The sequence below is a fragment of the Bacteroidia bacterium genome, assembly GCA_033391075.1.
Taxonomy (GTDB): Bacteria; Bacteroidota; Bacteroidia; order J057; family J057; genus JAWPMV01.
Window position 1 is genome coordinate 4969644 of the sequence record JAWPMV010000001.1, and the last position, 19158, is coordinate 4988801.

The window sequence follows — 19158 nt, forward strand, 5'->3', positions numbered from 1 at the left end:
ACCAAAGCAAAAATCCTTTCAGCCGCTGAGACAGTCTTTTACGAAAATGGCTTCAACGGAGCTCGGACTACTAAGATCGCGGAAAGGGCAAATGAATGGAAAAGCTAGCGTATGGTGGATGAAAGAGAAAGAAAAATTAGCAGTCAGGATTCTGGCCCTCATTCAGCAAAAAAATGTTGAATCCTTATTAGGTAGTTCTTCACTTGCTGCCTTAGTGGAAAGCATATATCCAATAAATAAAGTACCCCTTCTGTTAATTCGCCCGGACGGACAAATCGCCTGGCGTGCAGAAAGCATGGATATAGATATCCCTTCTGGATTTTCTCAATTAATTCCTTCCTTATGAAAGCTTGGAAAATGATTTTTGTCGTCTTATGTTTCCTGGCAGGCCTATTGGCTTATTACCTCCTTCGGCCTTTGTCAGAGATTCCTCAAGCTGCCAATTTTAGCTGCCTTGAAATGAGCGAAGGCAGCTTCATCTCACGAGATAGCCTTCCACAAACTCAGAAAATCTATGGTATGGGCCTGACTTACAGTCAGCACTTGATTGAAACAGCCTCCGAGTATGATCCCCATGCTATCCCACCCATTTTTCGCAAGAAATTAATCAGCCTTGCTAGTGATGGCGATCAGGTAAAACTTCCTTCGCATGAGGAGCTTCTGGCTGGAATTGGAGAATTGGAAGTAGAGGTAGCGCAGGTAGCGTCCGCCGATTTCGAATCCATTGATCCCATGCTTGATTATGAAGTCGAATTGGGATTTGTTTTGCTGGAAGGGATTGATACGAAACAATTGAAAGACGATGACTTTGTTCCGAAACTGGGCTACTTCATTTCCAATGATCTTTCCGCCCGTAGTCTGGCACTGCTGGGAGAAGGAAGTCCCTTACGCTACGAATACTGGGGCATCTCCAAAAGTTATCCGGCATTTCTACCTCTTAGCGATGAAGTTTGGATCCCTAATTCGCCGAGCTCCAATTCCATACCCTGCATTCGTATAGAAACCTATGTCAATGGCGAGCAAAGGCAATCTCAAAGCACTGACAACATGATTTTTACTCCTTTGCAGATGCTTCGTTTTATTCATAAAAAGTACCCGGATGCCGCTTTGAAAGCGGGTGATATGGTGTTGACAGGAACGCCGGGCGGAGTCGCCATCGCCACTCCTCGCGCATTGGTACGATTGGGAAATTTATTGGGCTTTGATCGCTACAGAAAATTGTCCCTAAAAATGGGAGGCGACTTATCTGCTTTCCTGAAAGTAGGCGACAAAGTGGAAATCAGAGGCGAAGGTTTTGCACCTATCCTAAATGAGATTATTGAAGAATAGAAACAGATTCTTCGTGGAAATCAGGGAAGTGAGCTTTCAAGCTGAATGTCCCTGCTTTCCACTTCCTTTCCGTCCTTTACCCAAACTTCCTCTCCTACCTTAACTGTGGCATCGGTAAAGAAATTCCAGCGTACGTAACCTCCTCCTACTTTGCCTCCCAGCTCTGTATTGTCTCCGAGGGAAAGACGGACGATTCCGGATCCATATCCATAATAAGGGATCCATGCATTGCCGGATTGGGGGATTGCAAGGAGGGGATTAAAGCCCAGCGCAAATTCACGAAAAGAGCGCCCCGCTTCACCCGCAGCTGCCAATTCCTCCTCAACTGCCTCTTCTCCTTCACTGGCCTCATAATCGACAAGTTTGCCCGCTTCGAAATTCATCACCAGTCCTTTAACCTCTTTGTCGTTCCAGCGAGCATCAGGAAAAGCTATGCTTCCGTTAACGCTCTCCTCTATCGGAGCAACTCGTATGGCACCCGCGGGCAATTCGATTTCGCGATCGATAAGGTTGAGGGCTTTTTCGCTTCTAGCTGCAGAAGCATCTCCATCCTGTTTGGTGACAGGCCGGTCGCCTATCGTAAAACTGATATCCGTTCCTGCAGGTGTTGTAACTCGTATTTGCTTTCCGCGCATGGAGTTTTCAAATCCCAATTGACTTGCTGCCAGGGCCTCGTAATCGGTTTCCAGCAATACATTTTGGTAAAAAAGGTCTTTTTCTGCATCCATATCCAAGAGCTGTCCATTGAGGTCGTAAGCTCCTGCCCAGTGAAAATGGATGGTGCGCCCGCTTCCAGCGTCCAATTGTTCCTGCAAAACTTTGTAGGGGAGATGGGCAGGAGTCGCTCCGGGCAGCATAATTCCCAGGTCTACACTTTTGAATATTTCGGCCAGTTCAGCTTTATCTTTATCCTTGCAAGAGTTTGTAAATTCGCTTGCCCAATTTCGAGGCGTTTCCCCATCCGCATGCAAAGCTCCCAAATAGCTTCCGCCTGCCTCTGCGATTTTATTTGCCAATTGATCAATTAAAGGGTCGAATGCGCCCGGTATTCCCACTAGCAAAACCTTTTCGCCGGCTTGTACATCCATTCTTTCCATCAGAAGATTTCCGATCTTATTCATGTCAAGACTGCTACCTTGTTCGGCCTCCGATGGACTTGAGGTCTTTTGTTCACAACTGGAAAAAGGGAGTAGCATTAAAATAATGCAGATATACCATAAAATACGCATAGCAATAGTTATAGATGATGAATTCAAAAGTTAGGGGCTTAATCCCTAAGAATAAAGTCATTGTGGGAATTCTTTAGGGGAATCCAGGCCTTGTGGATCAAGGACTTATTTACTGGCTTTTTCCAATTTAGGGGAAAAAGGGATGTTTTTCTCCGCAAAGGATTCCATTTCAACCAGTATTTGATTGAGCAGGCGTATAGCGTCGAGTATATAAGGCCCTTTGTTGAGCATGACGCAATCTGCCCGCTGAGCCATAACGGCATCTGTAATTTCGGCCCGGGAAGGTATACCCTTTTTAGCCAGGCCTTCAAGCACCTGAGTAGCCCAGATATCGCTAATGTGAGCCGCCTGGCAGAAGGAAAGAATTTCTTCCTGTATCCTGCCGATGTTGTACCAACCCGTTTCTATCGCAAGGTCTCCCCGAGCGATCATTACTCCTACCGGATTGACTTGCATGGCAGACAGCAGGATTTCTGTTAGTTGATTAAAAGCTTGTTGGGTTTCTATTTTCAGGATAATGCCCATGCGATTTATGGCATCAAGAGCGGTCAAGGCATCTATGAGTTCCTGTACATCTTCCGGGCTATTGACAAAGGAAAAATTCACAATATCCGCATGGCGGGCCACAAAGTGCAGGTCAATCCGATCTTTATCCGTCAGACCTTTGATTCGAAGTTCACTTTCAGGCAGGTTAATCCCTTTATCTTCTCTGAGCTTGCCTCCTCCTTCTGCCGCATAGGTGATCCTTATCCATAAATGATCGGCATGTATCTCTTCAATCAATCCTTCAATTTTACCATCATCAAAGAGGATTTTTTCACCTACTTTTACTTGCTCGAAAATAGCCGGTGCTGTACAGGAAATATGTGCCGCTTTGACAAGGGTACCTTTCTTATTTAGTTGAACAGGTGCTCCGGGCAGGCTTTCTTTATCTAAACGGAGGTGATCCCCTTTATTTAGCATAATGATCCCTTCTTTGTAAGGCAATTCCCCAACAGCTATACTTTCCCCCTGTCTTTTTGCTTGCTTGAACAGGTGGGAACCGGTTTCGAGGAAAACGGTTTTCTCCAGAAGAACCTTCAATCCCTCCTCTGTCCAACTATCTATTCGAAACTTTCTTTTTTTAGCACGGGCATCCAAGAAAGTAATCTCATCGGCATCTTTGAAAAAAGCTACATCTTCTTGCGCAATAGGCACATGGGGCATGTCTTTCCGGGCTTCAGGCCCAATCCAAATCTCCATGGACTGGTCAATTCTGCCATGGACATCTTTTGCCGGTCGATACTTGCGCACTTTTGGTCCGCTTTTTAACTGCCCGGTTCGGATCTTAGGACCAGCCAGATCCATGGCGATCTTGCATACTTTTCCCTGACTATCGGCAGCTTTTCGCACATTCCCGATGATTTTTTCCCAAACCTCCGCATGATCATGAGCACAATTTATACGCGCACAATCCATTCCTTCCTGCACCATTTGCTCGACAAGCTCATAATTTTCAGCCGCCACGGTAGGCATGGTCACCATAATGCGGGTACTTCTGCTAGCTATTGCTTTCCCCAACAATCTTTTCGCATTGGATCGAAGGAGTTTGCTGCCTTTTTTAAAACTCAGTTCCAGTTTATTCTCCTGTATGGGACTTCCTTCGCGTAGAGCATTGAGGATGGTTCTTGTATTTTTTAAACCGGCCAGAATATGGGCCTGGGCTTTTGCCAGACGAGACAAGCCTAAGCTACCCAGAGACTCCTGGAGCTTCCGTAGGTCATACTGGCGAAATTCCCGGTAATAAATCAGGTTCCTGGCACTGTCCTGGTAGCGCGGGTGTATACCTGAGAGAGCATCTTCGGCCCTACTTTCTGCCTTTTTGCATGCCTTTATCAGACGATCGATTTTGGCGATCATTTTATCGAGTTTCCCTGGCTTTTGCTCCTCTGCTTCTGATCCCTTAGCTGCTAGCTGATGAATCTCCTTCAGGCTCTGGTCGAAGAAATTCTCAAGACCTGTATCCGTTCCCCTGATTTCGTTTACCACTTTTGATGCGGTCTCTACATATGCTTGCTTCTGTTCCGTAGACCAGTTGAGGGGATAGCTGAATATGTCCTTGAGGTTTGAAGCCTTATCGGTAATCCGAATCTTTTTAGCCGCCAAGGACAAAGATTTTGATCCTTCTATTTGAAGTTGTTTCCGTCTTTCATAGTCCAGGTTCATATCATCTGTCAATTCCGAGACGATAGCAGCGACTTCTTCTCCGAATTTTTCCGCAAGTTCCTCTCTACTGAGTTCGGTATCCTCCAAAATGTCATGGAGCAAAGCCGCCAACAATGTATCCCGGTCTTTTTCATCAGCCTCTTGCATCAGGCTTTGGGTGACCTTGATCAGGTGATTTATGTAGGGCAAAGCATCGTATCCTGCCCTTCGCTGGTATTTGTGTTTTTCTGCTGCGAGGCTTAGCGCCTGTACGAATTCTTCTATTTTTATTTGGGGCATATGGCTAGGCTAAAGTATTGACGTTCCTAAATTTACGGGAAAATAAAATAGAATTTTCTCTTTATAATCTGAGTTTTATTAATGGGTTTAAGGGAGGATTATTTAAGGGATATTTCCATCTTTTTCTAAAAAAGATGGAATCAGAAATCGCAGCGCCCAGAACCTGCCCCCTCATGCCGCCCCTTTTCCCGATGGGCTCTGCAGGGCCAACGCGCCTGGGGAGGTGGTGGGGTTAGTATAAGTATTCCAACGACACACACACTAACACCCAAAAACACTAACACTTATTTCATAGGTGGGCTTGAGGCTGTGGGTCAAAAAAAAACCAGCATAATCCTCAAAAAGGATCATACCGGCTTCCGAAAGCTCAAAACTTATCGCTCCATTTGGGCATAGACTTTCCTCCATTCGGTAGTATCGTAGATCATGTGTGAGGCGACAATCTTGCCGTCCTTTATCCAAAACCACTCTGTAGCAAAATTGGATTCCATACCAGGAAGGGAAGAGGTAAATTCGTAGAGAACCACGACTTCATCCTGATCGTTTTCAGCTATGTGTTTTAGCTTGACTCCGGTTACCACCTTGCCTATTTCTCCCACCAAAGCAATGAACTCTGGTTTAGATTTGAGTTCGACCAGGGGGTTTTTAAAGGCATAGTCATCCGTCAGTAAATCCAGAGATGCCTGAATTTTGGAGGGATCGTTCATCCCTTCAAAGAATCTTTCAACGATTTGGATATTGGAGAGCTTTTTTATGCCTTGTCCAAAGGCAATGTTTCCTAAAAAGAGGGGCAGAATCAGAAATGCGAATCTTGTCAATTTCATGTTTTGATTGTTTGTTTATCAATAATGTTCTTGACAAAAGTCCGGCTTCTCAAGCAGATGATTCTTGGTCCATACCAAGAAAACTTCTGGCACTTAGGACTTCAACTCCATATGCAAGATGGGATAGGGTTTACCAGAGGAGTCTAAGTCTGAACGGGAAATCACTTCAAATCCATAATGCAAGTAAAAACCCAAAGCCTGTTCATTCTGCTCATTAACATCTACTTTGGTAATTCCCAGCTTTTTTACTGCATGTTCCAAAAGGGCTTTCCCTATCCCTTTCCCTCTCTGATCCGGATGAATAAAGAGCATTTCCAAATTTCCCTCGGCAACTCCCTGAAAGCCCAGGATTCTGCCAGAATCATTACGAATACAGCTCAAATCAACTGCATCCAGGTAATGATTGAGGATCAAAGGTTTGAAATAGCGGATATCCTCCTCTTTGAGAAAGTGATGGGTAGCTCGTACAGATGCCTCCCAGAGTTCGACGACTTCGGGATATTCCTTTTTATCAATGCAGTCGATGGGGTATTTCATTAGTAATGTCAGAAAATTTCTTTGGCTTATTTCTCAAGGATTAGATCCAGTTCTTTGGCCAATTCTGCCAGGCGCACCGGGACGTGTTCTTCCATGCCCTGTAGAATCTCTCTGAAATTTGCTACATCCGCTCCTTGGGCAGAAATAAGTTGAGTTAAACGAGTCCCCTTTTCCGCATCCTCCATTTTCCAGCAAAAACTCAGGCTAAAATCCTGCCCCTCTGTTTGGCCCACTATTGTAAACTGTTTTCCCTCAATCACATCCTCAAGAACCCACTCCTGGGTATACTCTTTCATGATGGTACGCCCATGCGTTCCACTTTCGAAAGGACCATCCAGTTCTATGGATTCTACCGCGGATTCCATCCTGACCTGATTGCTCATATCGGACATAAAATTCCAAACTTTTTTTCTATCGGTTTGGGTGTTAATGCTATTTGTAAGTGTCCAGTTTGACATTATAAATGAGGTTAAGTTTGGCAAAAACGAGTCCTTCCTAGATAAAATCACTTTTCTTCTGAGCGGATACCAATTCCTGATACAACTCATACGCACTCCTTTCCACCCAGCATTCGGCGAGTTTTTGATCCCGAATGCTCCAAATGGCGATTCCGCTAAAGGAAATAAAACGATCATCCGCCTCCAGACCAAATAGTCCATTATTCCTACCCGAACATATCCAACGGGAAACTACCTTATCTCCTTTTTCATTAGAAAAAACATCGACGCTCTCTGTTTTTGCGTCCAGGAGCTGTTCTTGAAATTTTCCTACCCAGGTTTTAAATGCCTCTCGCCCTTCTACTCTTTGCCCTGCTGTAGTTATCACATAATCCTGGGTCATCAATTCGTCGATGGCATCTCGTTCGTGAGGAGCATGCCAGACCCTATCGAAAAAATCCAGAACGAGTTGTTCCGCTAAGGGGAGAGTAGAATTATCCATTTTATGTGTCATATTCTATTTTCTTTGATCAACTACAAGGTATGTTCCAGAACGATATCCCTGCCTTCAATCAGACTTTCCACACTCGGCATGATCGCCATATTTCATCAAAATTTCCCCTCCCTTATTCAAGTTTTCTCCAGCCAGACATATCCGTTGCTGATTTTTTGGGTATTAAAGGCCGTAGGCTTTTTTTGCACTTGCAATTTGTTCCTCTTCTGTTGTTTCTGGATAAAGGATGTATTTCGGGGCAATGATCGGCTTCACCTCATCCATGTTAATTTTGATAATACTTGAGAAAGGAAATTTCCCAGCAGTCATTTTGAGCAGAACTTTTTCCATCTCTGAGAATTCTGGCTGCGTCTTTTTTACAATTTCTGCTGCGCCCTTGATTTGAAATCCCTTTTGGACGAGTATATCAATAAAACTCACACAAACATTGGGATTCTCTCGAATGTTGCGGATGCTTTGAGGAGAAGCGATGTTTGCGATAATGATGCTGTCGTTTTCGTAGAAAGCAAAGATTTCTTTCGGAGAAACATTGGGCATATTTTTCACAGATGAAGTTGCTAACCAGCATAAAATACTTCGGTCAATACATTCCTTTATTTCTTCCATTTGCTTTGTTCAATTGATCCATAGTCTTCCTTTTAAGGAGAGCATGAATCTCGTTTTATAAAAAGTATCCCTCTACCCATTCTATTTTCTTTTATTCTCTCATATTCAATGGTATGGCTAGTCTTTTCAGGAAAAAGCCATTTCTCGATTATACTTCTTTCGATATTCCAGGGGAGACAAACCGGTATATTTCCTGAATATCTTCCTGAAGGCCTTTTCATCATTATAGCCTACGCTGTACATCACCTGGTTTACATGTAGGGCAGATGACTCAAAGCTCTTTTTGGCAACTTCGATCTTTACCCTTTGCATATATTCAAGGGGGGTGTTGAGAGTAGCCTTTTAAAACCTTCGGATAAAAGTCCTGCTGCTGATGGCAAATTTCTCGGCAAGGGCTTCTATACTTAAGCGGTCCTCATAATTTTCTTCGATATACTCCTGTACCTTTTTAATTACCTCATCTCCATGCTCTTTTTGCCCACTGAATATGACGAATTGATTTTGATTTATACGGTCGAAATCAATCTCACCCATTTTTGAACACCAAATGGCCGTTTCTCTTCCATAGTACTTTTCGATGAGGTACAGGATCATATTTAAAAAAGAATAGGCTCCACCGCTTGAATAAATGCCTTTATCTTCGCTGATTATCTTTTCGGGTAGCAGATCAATTTTCGGATACTTCTTTTCGAATTCATGATGTACAGCCCAATGTGTTGCACATGATTTCCCATTGAGCAAGCCAGTTTCGGCCAAAATAAAGGCACTCCTGCACAAACTCACTACCTCCGCATCATTCTTCACCCTTCTATCTCTTATCCAGTCGATAAGACTTTTATTCTTTTCCAGTGCCCCTTCTATATCAGCCGTAATTGAGGTGATAATTATCAAATCTGTTTGATCGACTTCATTTAGGCTAGCTGTAGGTTGTACTTGAAAATACCCGTGGCAGGAAATGGGCTCCAAGGTTTCTGCGACCAGGTCAATGCTAAAATAGTCTTCTTCGTATTTCCCAACCCGTTTTGCATAGCTATTGGCCATCCGGAAGAGATTCAGACTACCAACAATTGTGTCCAGGATCAAAGTTCCTTTGGGTATAAGTATACTTAAATGCCTCATTTCGATTTTCTTGTAAATTAAATCCAATACTTGGCAAAATCAACCCCTCAAGTTGGCATAAATGACACCCCTTCCATATACATTCAGGCCATATCTTTGTGTCATACCGAAATTATAAAATCAGTCATAATGAAAAATCAATCAATCACCGTAGTTTACACATGGACCGCAAATCCCGGAAAATCAGAGGAATTGAAATCTATTTATCAGTCTGTAGCCAAACAAATGCAGGAGACAGAACCAAATGCCCTTCAGGTAGATTGCTTTTTCGATGATAGCTCCCGGACTCTGGTCGTTTATGATCTTTTCAAGGACGGCGCAGCTCTTGGACAACATTTAGGTACAACTGCTGCCGGGCACTTTCCTCAATTGCTAAAAATTGCCAATCCAGGATCTTTTCTTTTCTGTGGCGAAGTTCCTGAAGAATTGAAGCAAGCAGCCTTGGGCATGGGACTGGATGCCACTTTTGCTCCCCGCGCTTTTGGATTTAATAGGGCAGTTTTCGAATAAAGCTGAGTAAGCCTTAGCAAGACTAAAATGAGTCATCCTATACTTGCCTAAGAGCTAGGGAAGAAAAGAATTCTTAGTTTGTGGTATTTGAATAAGCAGCAAAAGGAGAGGGGATAAATCCGTTAAGTGTCATTGGTTTAAAAAACCGTCCGGGATGTTGGTTTCCCTCTCCCTCTGATCCAAAACTAGAACAGTACAGTAGGCTAAGAGCCAGAATGTAGGATTGATAAGTTCGAATCAGAGCTGCTCAACTATAGGATTATGGATAATAACGTATATGGAATCGACATTGCCAAAAAAAGCTTTGAAGTAGTCTGTCTTAATGATAGTGGGAAAAGCTGGGTAAAAAGCTATTCCAATACTGCTTCGGGCCATTGTAAATTTATCGAAGTCCTCTCTCAAGGAGATCTCTGTGTCATGGAAGCAAGTGGTCCCTATTATTTATCCCTGGCCTTTAGTTTACATCAGCATGGGATTAAACTAAGTGTAGTTAATCCCCTGGTCATTCGCCGCTACAGTCAGATGCAATTAAGGCGAACCAAGACCGATCAGCAAGACGCGCGCTTAATTGCTCAATATGGACGGGATCACCGAAGCTTTATTAAGCTCTGGCAGCCTCCAGCGGCTATTTTTCTCCGCTTACAGCAGTTTTTGACTAGCATTAACCTATTTCAAAAACAGCTCCAGATGCTTCGTAATCAGCTCGAGGCTATGGATCAAGTTCCTATTGTGGATCCTTTGGTGAGAAGTCAGCAGCTTTATCTGATCGAACAGCTACAAGCTTCGATCAAGCGGCTGGAGCAACAGATGCTCAGCCTTAGTAAAGAGCATTGTTCACAAAGCTATCAGTCGCTTATGAGCATCCCAGGTATAGGACCTAAGACCGCTTGTTTGTTGATCTGTATTACCCATGACTTTAGCCGATTTGAGTCTGCCAAACAATTGGTCGCTTATTTGGGATTATGTCCTCGTATTTTCACATCGGGTAGCTCAGTAAAGGGAAAGGAGAGGATCGTAAAAATGGGGCAGGCCTTGGCAAGAAAGTATCTCTATATGGGAGCCTTTTCCGCGATGAAAGTAAATCCTCTTTGTCAATCTATGGTAGAAAACATGAAGCAAAAGGGTAAACATCATAAAGTCATTAGAGTTGCGGTTGCTCATAAACTCTTAAGACAGGCTTTTGCTGTAGCTAAAAATAGAACTCAATTTAATCCCAATTTTATTTGACTTTTACTACAGTACATCCCGGGTTCTCAGGATGACTCATCTTAGTTTTTATGACTGCTTCTAATAAATGCTTAAAGCTTCTGTCCCAGGCTTTGTTTATACTAATTCTTAAACCAGCCGGCTATACTTATTCGCTCTCTTGTAAATGAGGGCTGCACTTCATGTTCCATTTCATCACTTCTAAAGAAAACCATTCTTCCCCCAAAGGGAGAAATATCTTTTTGATTGGCTCCTTTCGGATAAAGGCTCAACATTCCTCCATCCTTTTTTTGCCAATCTTTATTTAAGTAAATAATGATGGAAAACTTTCGACTCTTGTCCTCTTTAAATTGATCAATATGCTTCTTATAATAAGTTTTTTGTTCATAGCTCGCATAATGTGATTCGAAGGTATTGATAGATGTAAAACAAGTTTCATTTAAGTACTTGATGAAATTCCCCATCTTTTTCAAATAGATCTGTTCGTATTTGTTTTCGCTATCTCCTTCAATCCATTTTATATTATCTCCTCTGACCAATTTGTTTTTTTGATAATCCATTTTCTTCCCCAATCCAGCGGCCTTCATGTCTTTTGAGTCTTTCAAGTCCTGAATATTTCCTCTTAGGCCGGATAGCAGATGTGAATTAATAAAGTCGTCACAGCAAGCATACTCATGATCTATAAGCCCCTGAATTAAGCCTTCGAACTGGATTTGCTCCAGATGGTCATCATCCATAGTGTTTTATTTTACCGATGGAATGAATTTCCCAAAGGAGGTTTCCTCAATATCGTTATTCTTTAAGCAATAGGTGTATAAAAAAGAAACTGGCCTGTCAACGAATCAACAGGCCAGAGTTAAATATGACGCTTAAATGCTAGTCCCGTACCAAAGATACATTCACTGCATTCAATCCTTTTTTTCCTTGTTCAGTTTCGTAAGAGACTTTGTCTCCTTCGGTAATCGAAATTCCACCTAGTCCGTTCTTATGAACAAAAACATCTCTTCCACCATCATCAGGTGTAATGAATCCGAATCCTTTTTCTTCGTTAAAAAACTTAACTGTACCGTTATTCATTATAAAAATTTAAGATAAAAAAGAAGATATAAGAACATATACCTTCATCATGTCGGCAATATACGACATTCTCAACGTATATGGCTTAATCTTTTGCGCTTTCTTAAGCTAAAGGGGAATCTTTGCGCTTATTAGGCTAGAAGTTTAGCCATTTCGCGCCTGATTAGGCTCATTATTTGCAAAAATCAATAAAAAGACTGGCCTTGTAAAAGGCTTTTCTGATCTCAATAGAATGAAATATCGTCCATTTGGCACATGAGATGTATCAAGGGACTCGAATTTGATTTGCAGAAAAACGCTCAGATGAAATTTTCAGAAATTATTATCTGATCGTATTCTGGAACGATTGCCTTTGGTTTCTCCTTCAATTCTCTTTCACAGGAAATAAGCTAGCGTCAATATTCGGTATCACCTGTATGGCATTTTCATAATACAATTTCCGTAATACCGAATCGGGCAAATCAAGTCCGTACATTTTCCAATGGGCATGTCGCTTTCGATAATAGTCGAAATATTCATCTGCCGTCTCCAGGACTCGAAAATAGGTATAGTACTCTGAAACCCGATAGGTATCCTTGCCAAACATGACCCGATCCTGATACTTGATCATCCAGTCTCGAGCAAATCGAGGTTGACGACCGAGTTCAGCCAGGACAGCCCCAATCTCGGTGTACATATTGGGAAATTCATCCATCAATTCGCCCAATCTTCCCAAATCATTTCCGTACCAACCTAAATGGGCATTGATGAACTTTGTATTGGGGTGTTTGCGAAAGATATTGTGTTGCTCAGTGATGATTTGTTCAAAGGGAGGATAGTCCTCAGCCGATCGATAGCGACTGGGTACCTGTTTAAGTTCCAGCCAACGTTCGTTGTATTTGTCTTTGTCCTTCCAGAAGGATGCAGGCTCTGCTGAGTGGATCAGAATAGGAATACCCAAGTCCCCACATTTCGCCCATATCGGATCCAGGCGGGGATCATCTACCGCTATGCGATTCCCATCATTGTCTTTATCTGTCAGGCCGAATCCTTTGTAAATCTTCAAGCCATTTACCCCTTGCTTCACGGCTTCTTCCAGGGTAGCCAAAGCATTGTCTGGCCAGCCTTCATCATCCAGCTCTTCAAAATTCAGGTTGAGGAAGAGGATAAAACGATTGGCATGCTTTTCATTTACATTATCCAAAGACCATTCTAAAAACTTCCCCCTGAAACCACTGAGATTGACCATCACTCCCATATTGAGGGAATCCATTTCCGTTACCAATTTATCCAGGTCCTGAATGGGCATGGTCCATTGATGGTTGTGAACATCAATAAAAGGATATTTAGCTTTGGTGAGTTTGGTTTCAGGAACTACCAGGGTTGAGATAGGTTCATACTCCTCGACATCCATGACATTCAATTTGTACTGAATCCTGTCGATGGCATAATAGGTCAGTCCCAGAAAGACCAAAATGAGCAGCATAAATGCTGCCCATTTTCTTTTTTTAAATCGTTCTTTCGCCATTTATTGTACTCCTATAGGAATGGATATTTTGATATTGTCCCAGCTCATATTCATATTGATCCCTGTCGTATCGCTGCTAAAATCAAAAGTCAGTTGCTCCACAATCGGGTCAATAGTCTCAGGACTAACTTTCACCTTCAGGATGTCTTTATCATAATCGGGCTCCAGGAAAGCCAACCACACACCAGCTTCGCTATTGAGAACTACTTCCCATTCGCTTGCTCCAGGTATGGCATACATACGATAAGTTCCGGCATCTATCGGATTGCCTGCGAAGGTGAAATTTTTATTTACACTAAGTTCGGTTGCATTATTTGCACCCATTCTCCAGTATTGTCCATATGGTTGCAAAGGCTTTTCACTTTCAACTTCAGTGTCCTCTCCAAAGATCAGGCGATCCTTTTTATAGGGACGACTGTAATCTACACTCATTTCCAATTCTCCTTCTGAGAAATTGACTTTATCAGGGGGTGAAGCAGGGGGTGTAGTTCTGATTTTGTAAACCTGGTATCCGATAAACAGCACGACAAGTGCGAGTATTCCGAGGATGATTTTACGTCTCATAATGATATGTAGTAGAGTTTTATGTGTTGACAAAGATAACCAGAAATTAAGAAGGATTTCTTTTTGCCGTTTTTAGGTGTTCTTTCGGCTTTTTATGGGAGGTTTCCTTTTAGTTTTTACTTAGGGGTTCTTTCCATCTTTTTTAGAAAAAGATGGAGTCAAAAATCGCAGCGCCAAGAACCAGCCGCACTTAGCCGCCCCTTTTCCCGATTGGCGCTGCCGAACCTCCGCGCTTGGGTAGTAGGTGGAGTAGATTCAGATTATTTCCAACTCCAACACTTTAACACACTAACACACTAACACGTCAACACTTCCCTCCCCCATTGCAACCTTTCTCCTAAGCTTGTATTATAGAAAGAAACAATGTCCGAAGAACAACTCATACAAGCGATCCAGCAAGAGCCCGATCAATTCGAGCAACTGTATGAGGCTTATTATTCGGCCATCTTCAATTACGTATTCAAACGGATCGGCGAATTTGAATTATCCAGAGATATCGTTTCTGAAGTATTTCTCAAAGCTTATGCGGGAATCAGTCGCTTTCGCTGGAAAGGCATTAGCATAAAGTCCTGGCTCTATCGAATCGCCTCTAATGAAATCAAGCTCTATTTCCGCTCAAAGAAATATCGGCCCCAATTATTTGCTCAAACCTATAAGGAAATGATCTTCAGCGAAGGAAAAACGCCTTTAGAACTAGAAAAAGATCAGCTGGAAATCAGCCAAGAAAAATTTGCCCAGTTCCAACGGATACAGGCTGCCTTGCGAGAACTTCCTCTCAAATACCAGGAAGTAATCGCCTTGAAATATTTCGAACAAATGGATATAGAGGAAATCATGCAAATCAGCGGCAAAAAGAAAGGAACGGTCAAATCCCTTTTATCCCGAGGCATGAAACACTTAAAAGAGAAACTGAATTAGTCATGGAAGAAAAAGACTTACATAACATATTAGAAGAAATGGAACAGCCAAAATTGGATGTGAATGCACATCAAAACGAATTCAGACTGCCCCTGCTCAATACCAAAAGGTCCAGTCTGGCAGGAATTATTCTCCTGATATTACCTTTCATTTTTTTGAGTGGGGTAATTTTCAATCACTATCTTGAAATCCATATACCGATCATCGGGCATATCTATGAGTGGATCACAGATGTGGACAGGCAGTTTGGGGATAACTCAGCCCTGAATTGGAGCATCCGTCTATTATTACTCTTTGGGCCTTTGATTGCAGGCGCTATAAATCTCATGGCCATTACTCACATCCGATGGGAGAAGTTGGAAAAGGAATTGATCATTTCCTTTAAAATGCGCTGGCAAAATGTACTGATCATTGGGATTTGCTTCTTCATTTTCAGCATATTTTTCACCTATCTGACCTTTTCAAACCTGGCTCATACCTCATGATTTTGACAAATCTGAATCTAATTGCAATACTTTTGTGATAATTGGAAAAGCCTGGGGATGAAGTCTAGCTCATCGGCAAGAAGGAATCATATATAAAAATCTGATAGTCAGTCATATAAATTATTCCGAGGGGATATTTCCTCTCGGATTTTTTTTGTTAAAATTTTCTAAAGACAGATTTCATATGGAATAAAAAGATGATATCCATGTGAATCCTTTGTGATACTTGAAGGCTAATCTTGTAATGTGAATGAATCAATTGACCCGCAATACTTCAATAGCATGTTCATTAGACCACAAATCTTGATGCAAGTAAGACAAAGGACCTTAGAAAATCTGTCAGGTAAGAAACAGAAAAGCGAATTAGCTGCCAAACGTTTCCCTGGATCTCCCATCGGTTTCCTCTTACGAGAGATGATGTGTCAACGAGCTAAAAGATTGCAATTCCACACCTACAAACAAAGCAGGAAAATTCACACCACTCATATATGCCAGGCTTAGATTTTTATGCCGCCTTAAACCATTAAATCAAAACAAAATGAACTCTCAACATCAAATATGGTATTCAGACAAGTTGAACCTACAAGAGTGTTTCTGTGCCTATTTAAACTCGGAAGCCGGACAGAAACTCAGCAGCAGAAAAAGCTATGGAAAGCGCGATTTCATTTATTTCAACAATGACAATGCAGACAAACTCTATTTTATCCATAAAGGAGCTGTAAAGATCATAGGATATACAGATGATGGGCAGGAAGTGATAAAAGCCCTTTTGCATAAAGGGGAAATCTTTGGAGAATCAGCTGTATATGGTCCCGGTAAAAGAATGGATTATGCACAGGCCGCTGAAGATTGTGAGATTTGCGTAATCTCAACCGAGCAGGTGATGGAAATGATGAGAGATAGTGAAGGATTCGGAAAATACATTCATCAGCTATTGGGATGGAGAGTGATGTACAGCCAGAAAAGAATGGAGTCTCTTTTGTTTAAAGATGCTCGTGCGCGCATCGCAGAGTTTGTCATAGAGCAAGCTAAGAAAAGCGGCAGAACAACCCTGGATGGAGCAGTGGTTCTCAAAAACTACCTGACTCACCAGGAGATCGCCAGCTTTACAGGAACCTCTCGTCAGACAGTAACGACTGTTTTGAATAAATTTCGAGAAGCCAGAATCCTCGACTTCAACCGCCGCAGAACTACGATTCGCAATATCAATGATCTGCATTCTGAAGTATATTCCGGTGGGACTAAGGCCGTGAGACGGAGGAATATGGCATAATGAGGTGTTCTGGTATTCTGGTGTTCTGTTGAAATTAACCCGAGCACATGAGCACAAGAACACATATCAAAAAGGACTTTTAGCAAAGCTTAATCTACGGTTTATGGGTAAAACGTGGCTTTGCTAAGGTCCTTTTTCTTATTCTATTATACTTTGAGACCATTGATCCTTCTTCAAGCGCGTGGGTCCTACAGAGTCTATAGGGACTAGGGGCAGTATGTCTGGCAGGCTTTAGGCTCTGCGATTTTTGGACCGACCTATATGAAGAAAAGTAGAAGAGATCCTTCAAAAACATATCAAAAATCCTTTTCCGGAAAAAGCTACACTAGAATTTCAAGCCCCATTCCCTATATTGCTGAAAAGCAATTCAGCATGAATCTCAGCAGTCAAAAAACCATAGCCTGGGCCAGTACAGCAAGCGTCATTTTCTGTGTAGCCTATTTGATGATCGGTTATCTCCTGAAAATAGAGCATACGCTCTACGGGGTTTTCGCCAATCTCCTCGGAGGCTTATTTCTTTTGCTGGCTCCTGCTGCTTTGATTCTTTCATTTCTCTTATTCCGGGCCGAAAAGTATAAGCTTCCTTCTACTGGATTCCTGCTTATGGCATTGAATGTTCTACTTTTAAGCCTCCTATTCATTGATCCTTTGTCTCTGGCCTCATGAAAATTATCCTATTATTTAGCCTTTGGCTGCTACCTTTGTTTTCTTTTTCGCAGGATGTTGAAGAGAAAAAAATACTAGGTGTTGTAGATCAGTTTTTCTCAAGTATGGAAGAAAGGGATGTCGAATTGGCGAAAAGTCTTTTGCATAAAGATGGTCATTCTTTTCGCCTGATTAGCCCTTCCCAAAAAGAGGAAACGGAAGCCCGGACTTTCGCCAGCTATCTATCGAGTCTTGCAAGCGGAGAAGGTTCCTGGAAAGAAGAAGCCATAGATCCAAAAGTCCTTATCGACCACAATCTCGCTATGGTCTGGACGCGCTATAAATTCTATATCAATGGAAAATTCAGCCACTGCGGAACAGATGCTTTCACCCTCGCAAAAAGTGAACAAGGCTGGAAGATCCTCGACCTGGCCTATACGGTGCAAAAAGAAGGCTGCGAATAAGGCCTATTTCTTCCCCAGGTTTTTATAGTGTGAAGCAATCATCGCCTCAAAAGCCTCAAACTTCTCATCCAGCAGTTTCAGGCTTCGCTCCTTATCTTCTGTACTCATAAAAGAATAGCGGATGCTATTGTACACAAAACCCTTGATGTCCCGGTAGCTGAAATCGTAGCGGCTCCCAAGCTTTGTGTATTCGCTGCTAAGGTTATTTCTTGAAACCCCGGCATCATCAGTCGAGATCACAATGGGCACGCCGAATTCATGATATAATTTGAGGGGATGCTCAGGCCCACTTATTCCTAAAATAAATTCATTGCTGGTTAAATTCACCTCTACCGGAATTTGATTTTCAGCCATATAGGTCAGGGATTTTACGGCATGCACTTCGAAAGGCATATCAATCCCATGACCAATTCTATGAGCTCCTGCGATAAAAAGAGCATCATGAATATGGAAGCTCAGGTCTTCTGGCTTGACCATTCCCAAAGCGAGCTCTCCAGCATGCAAACTCATTTTCACTTGAGGAAATTTGTGAGAGATATAGTTGAACATCTGCATGTGCAGCCAATAATCACGCATAGAAACCCGACCATGCTCAGGAGCCACAATATTGATCCCTACGATCAGCTCGTCTTTACTCGCGGCTAAAAAGGAGGCATACAGGCTGGTGAAAATATCAGAAGGATTCCGAAATCGGGTAATATAGGCTTGATAGCGCAAGCTGAAATCCTTTTGATCAAGACCTTTATGATATCCTTGTAGCGTACTTATGTATTCCTCTACTGTGGCATTCAATTCCTTGCCCTGCATCTTCTGCTCTATTTCTCCCAGCAATTGAAAAAGCGCTGCAGTATCTCTGGCTTTCTGGCTTTCCCATAGGCTGTCATCATATTCGGAATAGCTAAAGGGCATCCGTATGATGAGGGCCTGGGTTTCGATGTATTGAACATTCTCTTTGAGGGCTCGCTGCTTGATATTTATCAAGCCTTCTCTATAATCTCGGTACTCCCTTTCCCCGAAATAACTAAAGGAATTGAAGAAATGCTGATCAGGAGGAAGTTGATAGGCGAACGTATGCTCATAATCCTGTGCAGACCACCTTTCGATTACCCTTTCAAAAAGATTAGAGTTTCTAATTACCTCACTAATGGAAACACAAGGCGCACAATTTTCCTTTGAGGCTTTCAGGCTTTCTGTATTGAGGTAATAGCCCTTTTCCTCCAGCCACTCTAAATAAGACTCTGCATACAATGATCCACCAAAATGGTGATGCAGATCCCCTCCTTTGGGCATTTGGCTAAAGAAAAATTGAAGTTTGGCCAGATCTCCTTCTCTTTTGATCTTGCCATAATATTCGCTGGTATAGGCTGCATCTTGTGCAAGCAAACCATTTCCAAAAAGGAAAAGCAGGGCCAGGATATGGAATTTCATGT

The 19158-nt window shown here is 42.4% G+C and carries 22 protein-coding genes and 1 pseudogene; 9 read left to right on the top strand and 14 right to left on the bottom strand.

Annotated elements, in window-relative coordinates; genetic code table 11:
* Positions 1-91 precede the first annotated feature (91 nt).
* Together R8P61_19730 and R8P61_19735 are read left to right on the top strand one after the other, a co-directional pair.
* Positions 92-346 (top strand): hypothetical protein, encoded by a 255-nt coding sequence (locus R8P61_19730; protein MDW3649309.1) that lies wholly within the window; start codon positions 92-94, stop codon positions 344-346.
* Positions 343-1329 carry a fumarylacetoacetate hydrolase family protein gene (locus R8P61_19735; GenBank protein ID MDW3649310.1) on the top strand — a complete coding sequence of 329 codons (987 nt, stop codon included), beginning with the start codon at positions 343-345 and terminating at the stop codon, positions 1327-1329. The genes R8P61_19730 and R8P61_19735 overlap by 4 nt, the downstream gene beginning before the upstream one ends.
* Before the next feature lie 20 nt (positions 1330-1349).
* Here the strand turns inward: R8P61_19735 and R8P61_19740 are convergent, their stop codons facing one another.
* The 9 genes and pseudogenes from R8P61_19740 to R8P61_19780 form a co-directional block, all read right to left on the bottom strand.
* Positions 1350-2525 carry an aminopeptidase gene (locus tag R8P61_19740; GenBank protein MDW3649311.1) on the bottom strand — a complete coding sequence of 392 codons (1176 nt, stop codon included), beginning with the start codon at positions 2523-2525 and terminating at the stop codon, positions 1350-1352.
* Between the two features lie 138 nt (positions 2526-2663).
* On the bottom strand, positions 2664-5042 hold the full coding sequence (locus R8P61_19745; protein ID MDW3649312.1) for a pyruvate kinase: 2379 nt from the start codon (positions 5040-5042) through the stop codon (positions 2664-2666).
* A gap of 374 nt (positions 5043-5416) precedes the next feature.
* Positions 5417-5866 carry a nuclear transport factor 2 family protein gene (locus tag R8P61_19750; GenBank protein ID MDW3649313.1) on the bottom strand — a complete coding sequence of 150 codons (450 nt, stop codon included), beginning with the start codon at positions 5864-5866 and terminating at the stop codon, positions 5417-5419.
* A gap of 93 nt (positions 5867-5959) precedes the next feature.
* Entirely contained in the window at positions 5960-6403 is a 444-nt protein-coding gene (locus tag R8P61_19755; protein MDW3649314.1) for a GNAT family N-acetyltransferase, read from the bottom strand.
* Positions 6404-6429: 26 nt separating this feature from the next.
* Positions 6430-6861 carry a hypothetical protein gene (locus tag R8P61_19760; GenBank protein ID MDW3649315.1) on the bottom strand — a complete coding sequence of 144 codons (432 nt, stop codon included), beginning with the start codon at positions 6859-6861 and terminating at the stop codon, positions 6430-6432.
* Positions 6862-6898: 37 nt separating this feature from the next.
* Positions 6899-7342 carry an ester cyclase gene (locus R8P61_19765; GenBank protein MDW3649316.1) on the bottom strand — a complete coding sequence of 148 codons (444 nt, stop codon included), beginning with the start codon at positions 7340-7342 and terminating at the stop codon, positions 6899-6901.
* A 174-nt stretch (positions 7343-7516) separates the two neighbouring features.
* Entirely contained in the window at positions 7517-7960 is a 444-nt protein-coding gene (locus tag R8P61_19770; GenBank protein MDW3649317.1) for a pyridoxamine 5'-phosphate oxidase family protein, read from the bottom strand.
* A 126-nt stretch (positions 7961-8086) separates the two neighbouring features.
* Positions 8087-8278, bottom strand: a pseudogene (locus tag R8P61_19775) (helix-turn-helix domain-containing protein).
* 24 nt (positions 8279-8302) lie between these two features.
* Entirely contained in the window at positions 8303-9079 is a 777-nt protein-coding gene (locus R8P61_19780; protein ID MDW3649318.1) for a DJ-1/PfpI family protein, read from the bottom strand.
* Between the two features lie 129 nt (positions 9080-9208).
* Here R8P61_19780 and R8P61_19785 point away from each other — a divergent pair, with 129 nt between their 5' ends.
* Together R8P61_19785 and R8P61_19790 are read left to right on the top strand one after the other, a co-directional pair.
* Complete coding sequence (locus R8P61_19785) at positions 9209-9589, top strand: antibiotic biosynthesis monooxygenase (protein ID MDW3649319.1); 381 nt, start codon at positions 9209-9211, stop codon at positions 9587-9589.
* A 261-nt stretch (positions 9590-9850) separates the two neighbouring features.
* Complete coding sequence (locus R8P61_19790) at positions 9851-10816, top strand: transposase (protein ID MDW3649320.1); 966 nt, start codon at positions 9851-9853, stop codon at positions 10814-10816.
* A 101-nt stretch (positions 10817-10917) separates the two neighbouring features.
* Here the strand turns inward: R8P61_19790 and R8P61_19795 are convergent, their stop codons facing one another.
* The 4 genes from R8P61_19795 to R8P61_19810 form a co-directional block, all read right to left on the bottom strand.
* On the bottom strand, positions 10918-11532 hold the full coding sequence (locus R8P61_19795) for a 2OG-Fe(II) oxygenase (GenBank protein MDW3649321.1): 615 nt from the start codon (positions 11530-11532) through the stop codon (positions 10918-10920).
* A gap of 139 nt (positions 11533-11671) precedes the next feature.
* Complete coding sequence (locus R8P61_19800; protein MDW3649322.1) at positions 11672-11872, bottom strand: cold shock domain-containing protein; 201 nt, start codon at positions 11870-11872, stop codon at positions 11672-11674.
* Between the two features lie 364 nt (positions 11873-12236).
* Positions 12237-13379: an amidohydrolase family protein gene (locus tag R8P61_19805; GenBank protein ID MDW3649323.1), complete on the bottom strand. Its 1143-nt coding sequence runs from the start codon at positions 13377-13379 to the stop codon at positions 12237-12239.
* Positions 13380-13943, bottom strand: coding sequence for a DUF2911 domain-containing protein (locus tag R8P61_19810; GenBank protein MDW3649324.1), 564 nt, complete (start codon positions 13941-13943; stop codon positions 13380-13382).
* Positions 13944-14306: 363 nt separating this feature from the next.
* Here R8P61_19810 and R8P61_19815 point away from each other — a divergent pair, with 363 nt between their 5' ends.
* From R8P61_19815 to R8P61_19835, 5 genes are all read left to right on the top strand, one after another.
* Positions 14307-14861: an RNA polymerase sigma factor gene (locus tag R8P61_19815; GenBank protein ID MDW3649325.1), complete on the top strand. Its 555-nt coding sequence runs from the start codon at positions 14307-14309 to the stop codon at positions 14859-14861.
* Between the two features lie 2 nt (positions 14862-14863).
* The gene (locus tag R8P61_19820) at positions 14864-15346 is read left to right on the top strand and encodes a hypothetical protein (GenBank protein ID MDW3649326.1); all 483 of its coding nucleotides are present in this window, start codon (positions 14864-14866) and stop codon (positions 15344-15346) included.
* Between the two features lie 538 nt (positions 15347-15884).
* Positions 15885-16619 carry a Crp/Fnr family transcriptional regulator gene (locus R8P61_19825; protein MDW3649327.1) on the top strand — a complete coding sequence of 245 codons (735 nt, stop codon included), beginning with the start codon at positions 15885-15887 and terminating at the stop codon, positions 16617-16619.
* 372 nt (positions 16620-16991) lie between these two features.
* On the top strand, positions 16992-17285 hold the full coding sequence (locus tag R8P61_19830) for a hypothetical protein (protein MDW3649328.1): 294 nt from the start codon (positions 16992-16994) through the stop codon (positions 17283-17285).
* Entirely contained in the window at positions 17282-17728 is a 447-nt protein-coding gene (locus R8P61_19835) for a nuclear transport factor 2 family protein (protein MDW3649329.1), read from the top strand. Before R8P61_19830 ends, R8P61_19835 begins: the two co-directional genes overlap by 4 nt.
* Before the next feature lie 3 nt (positions 17729-17731).
* On the opposite strand, the gene R8P61_19840 is transcribed toward R8P61_19835, so the two are convergent.
* Positions 17732-19156, bottom strand: a complete 1425-nt coding sequence (locus tag R8P61_19840) for an adenosine deaminase (protein ID MDW3649330.1) — start codon at positions 19154-19156, stop codon at positions 17732-17734.
* Between the last annotated feature and the right edge of the window lie 2 nt (positions 19157-19158).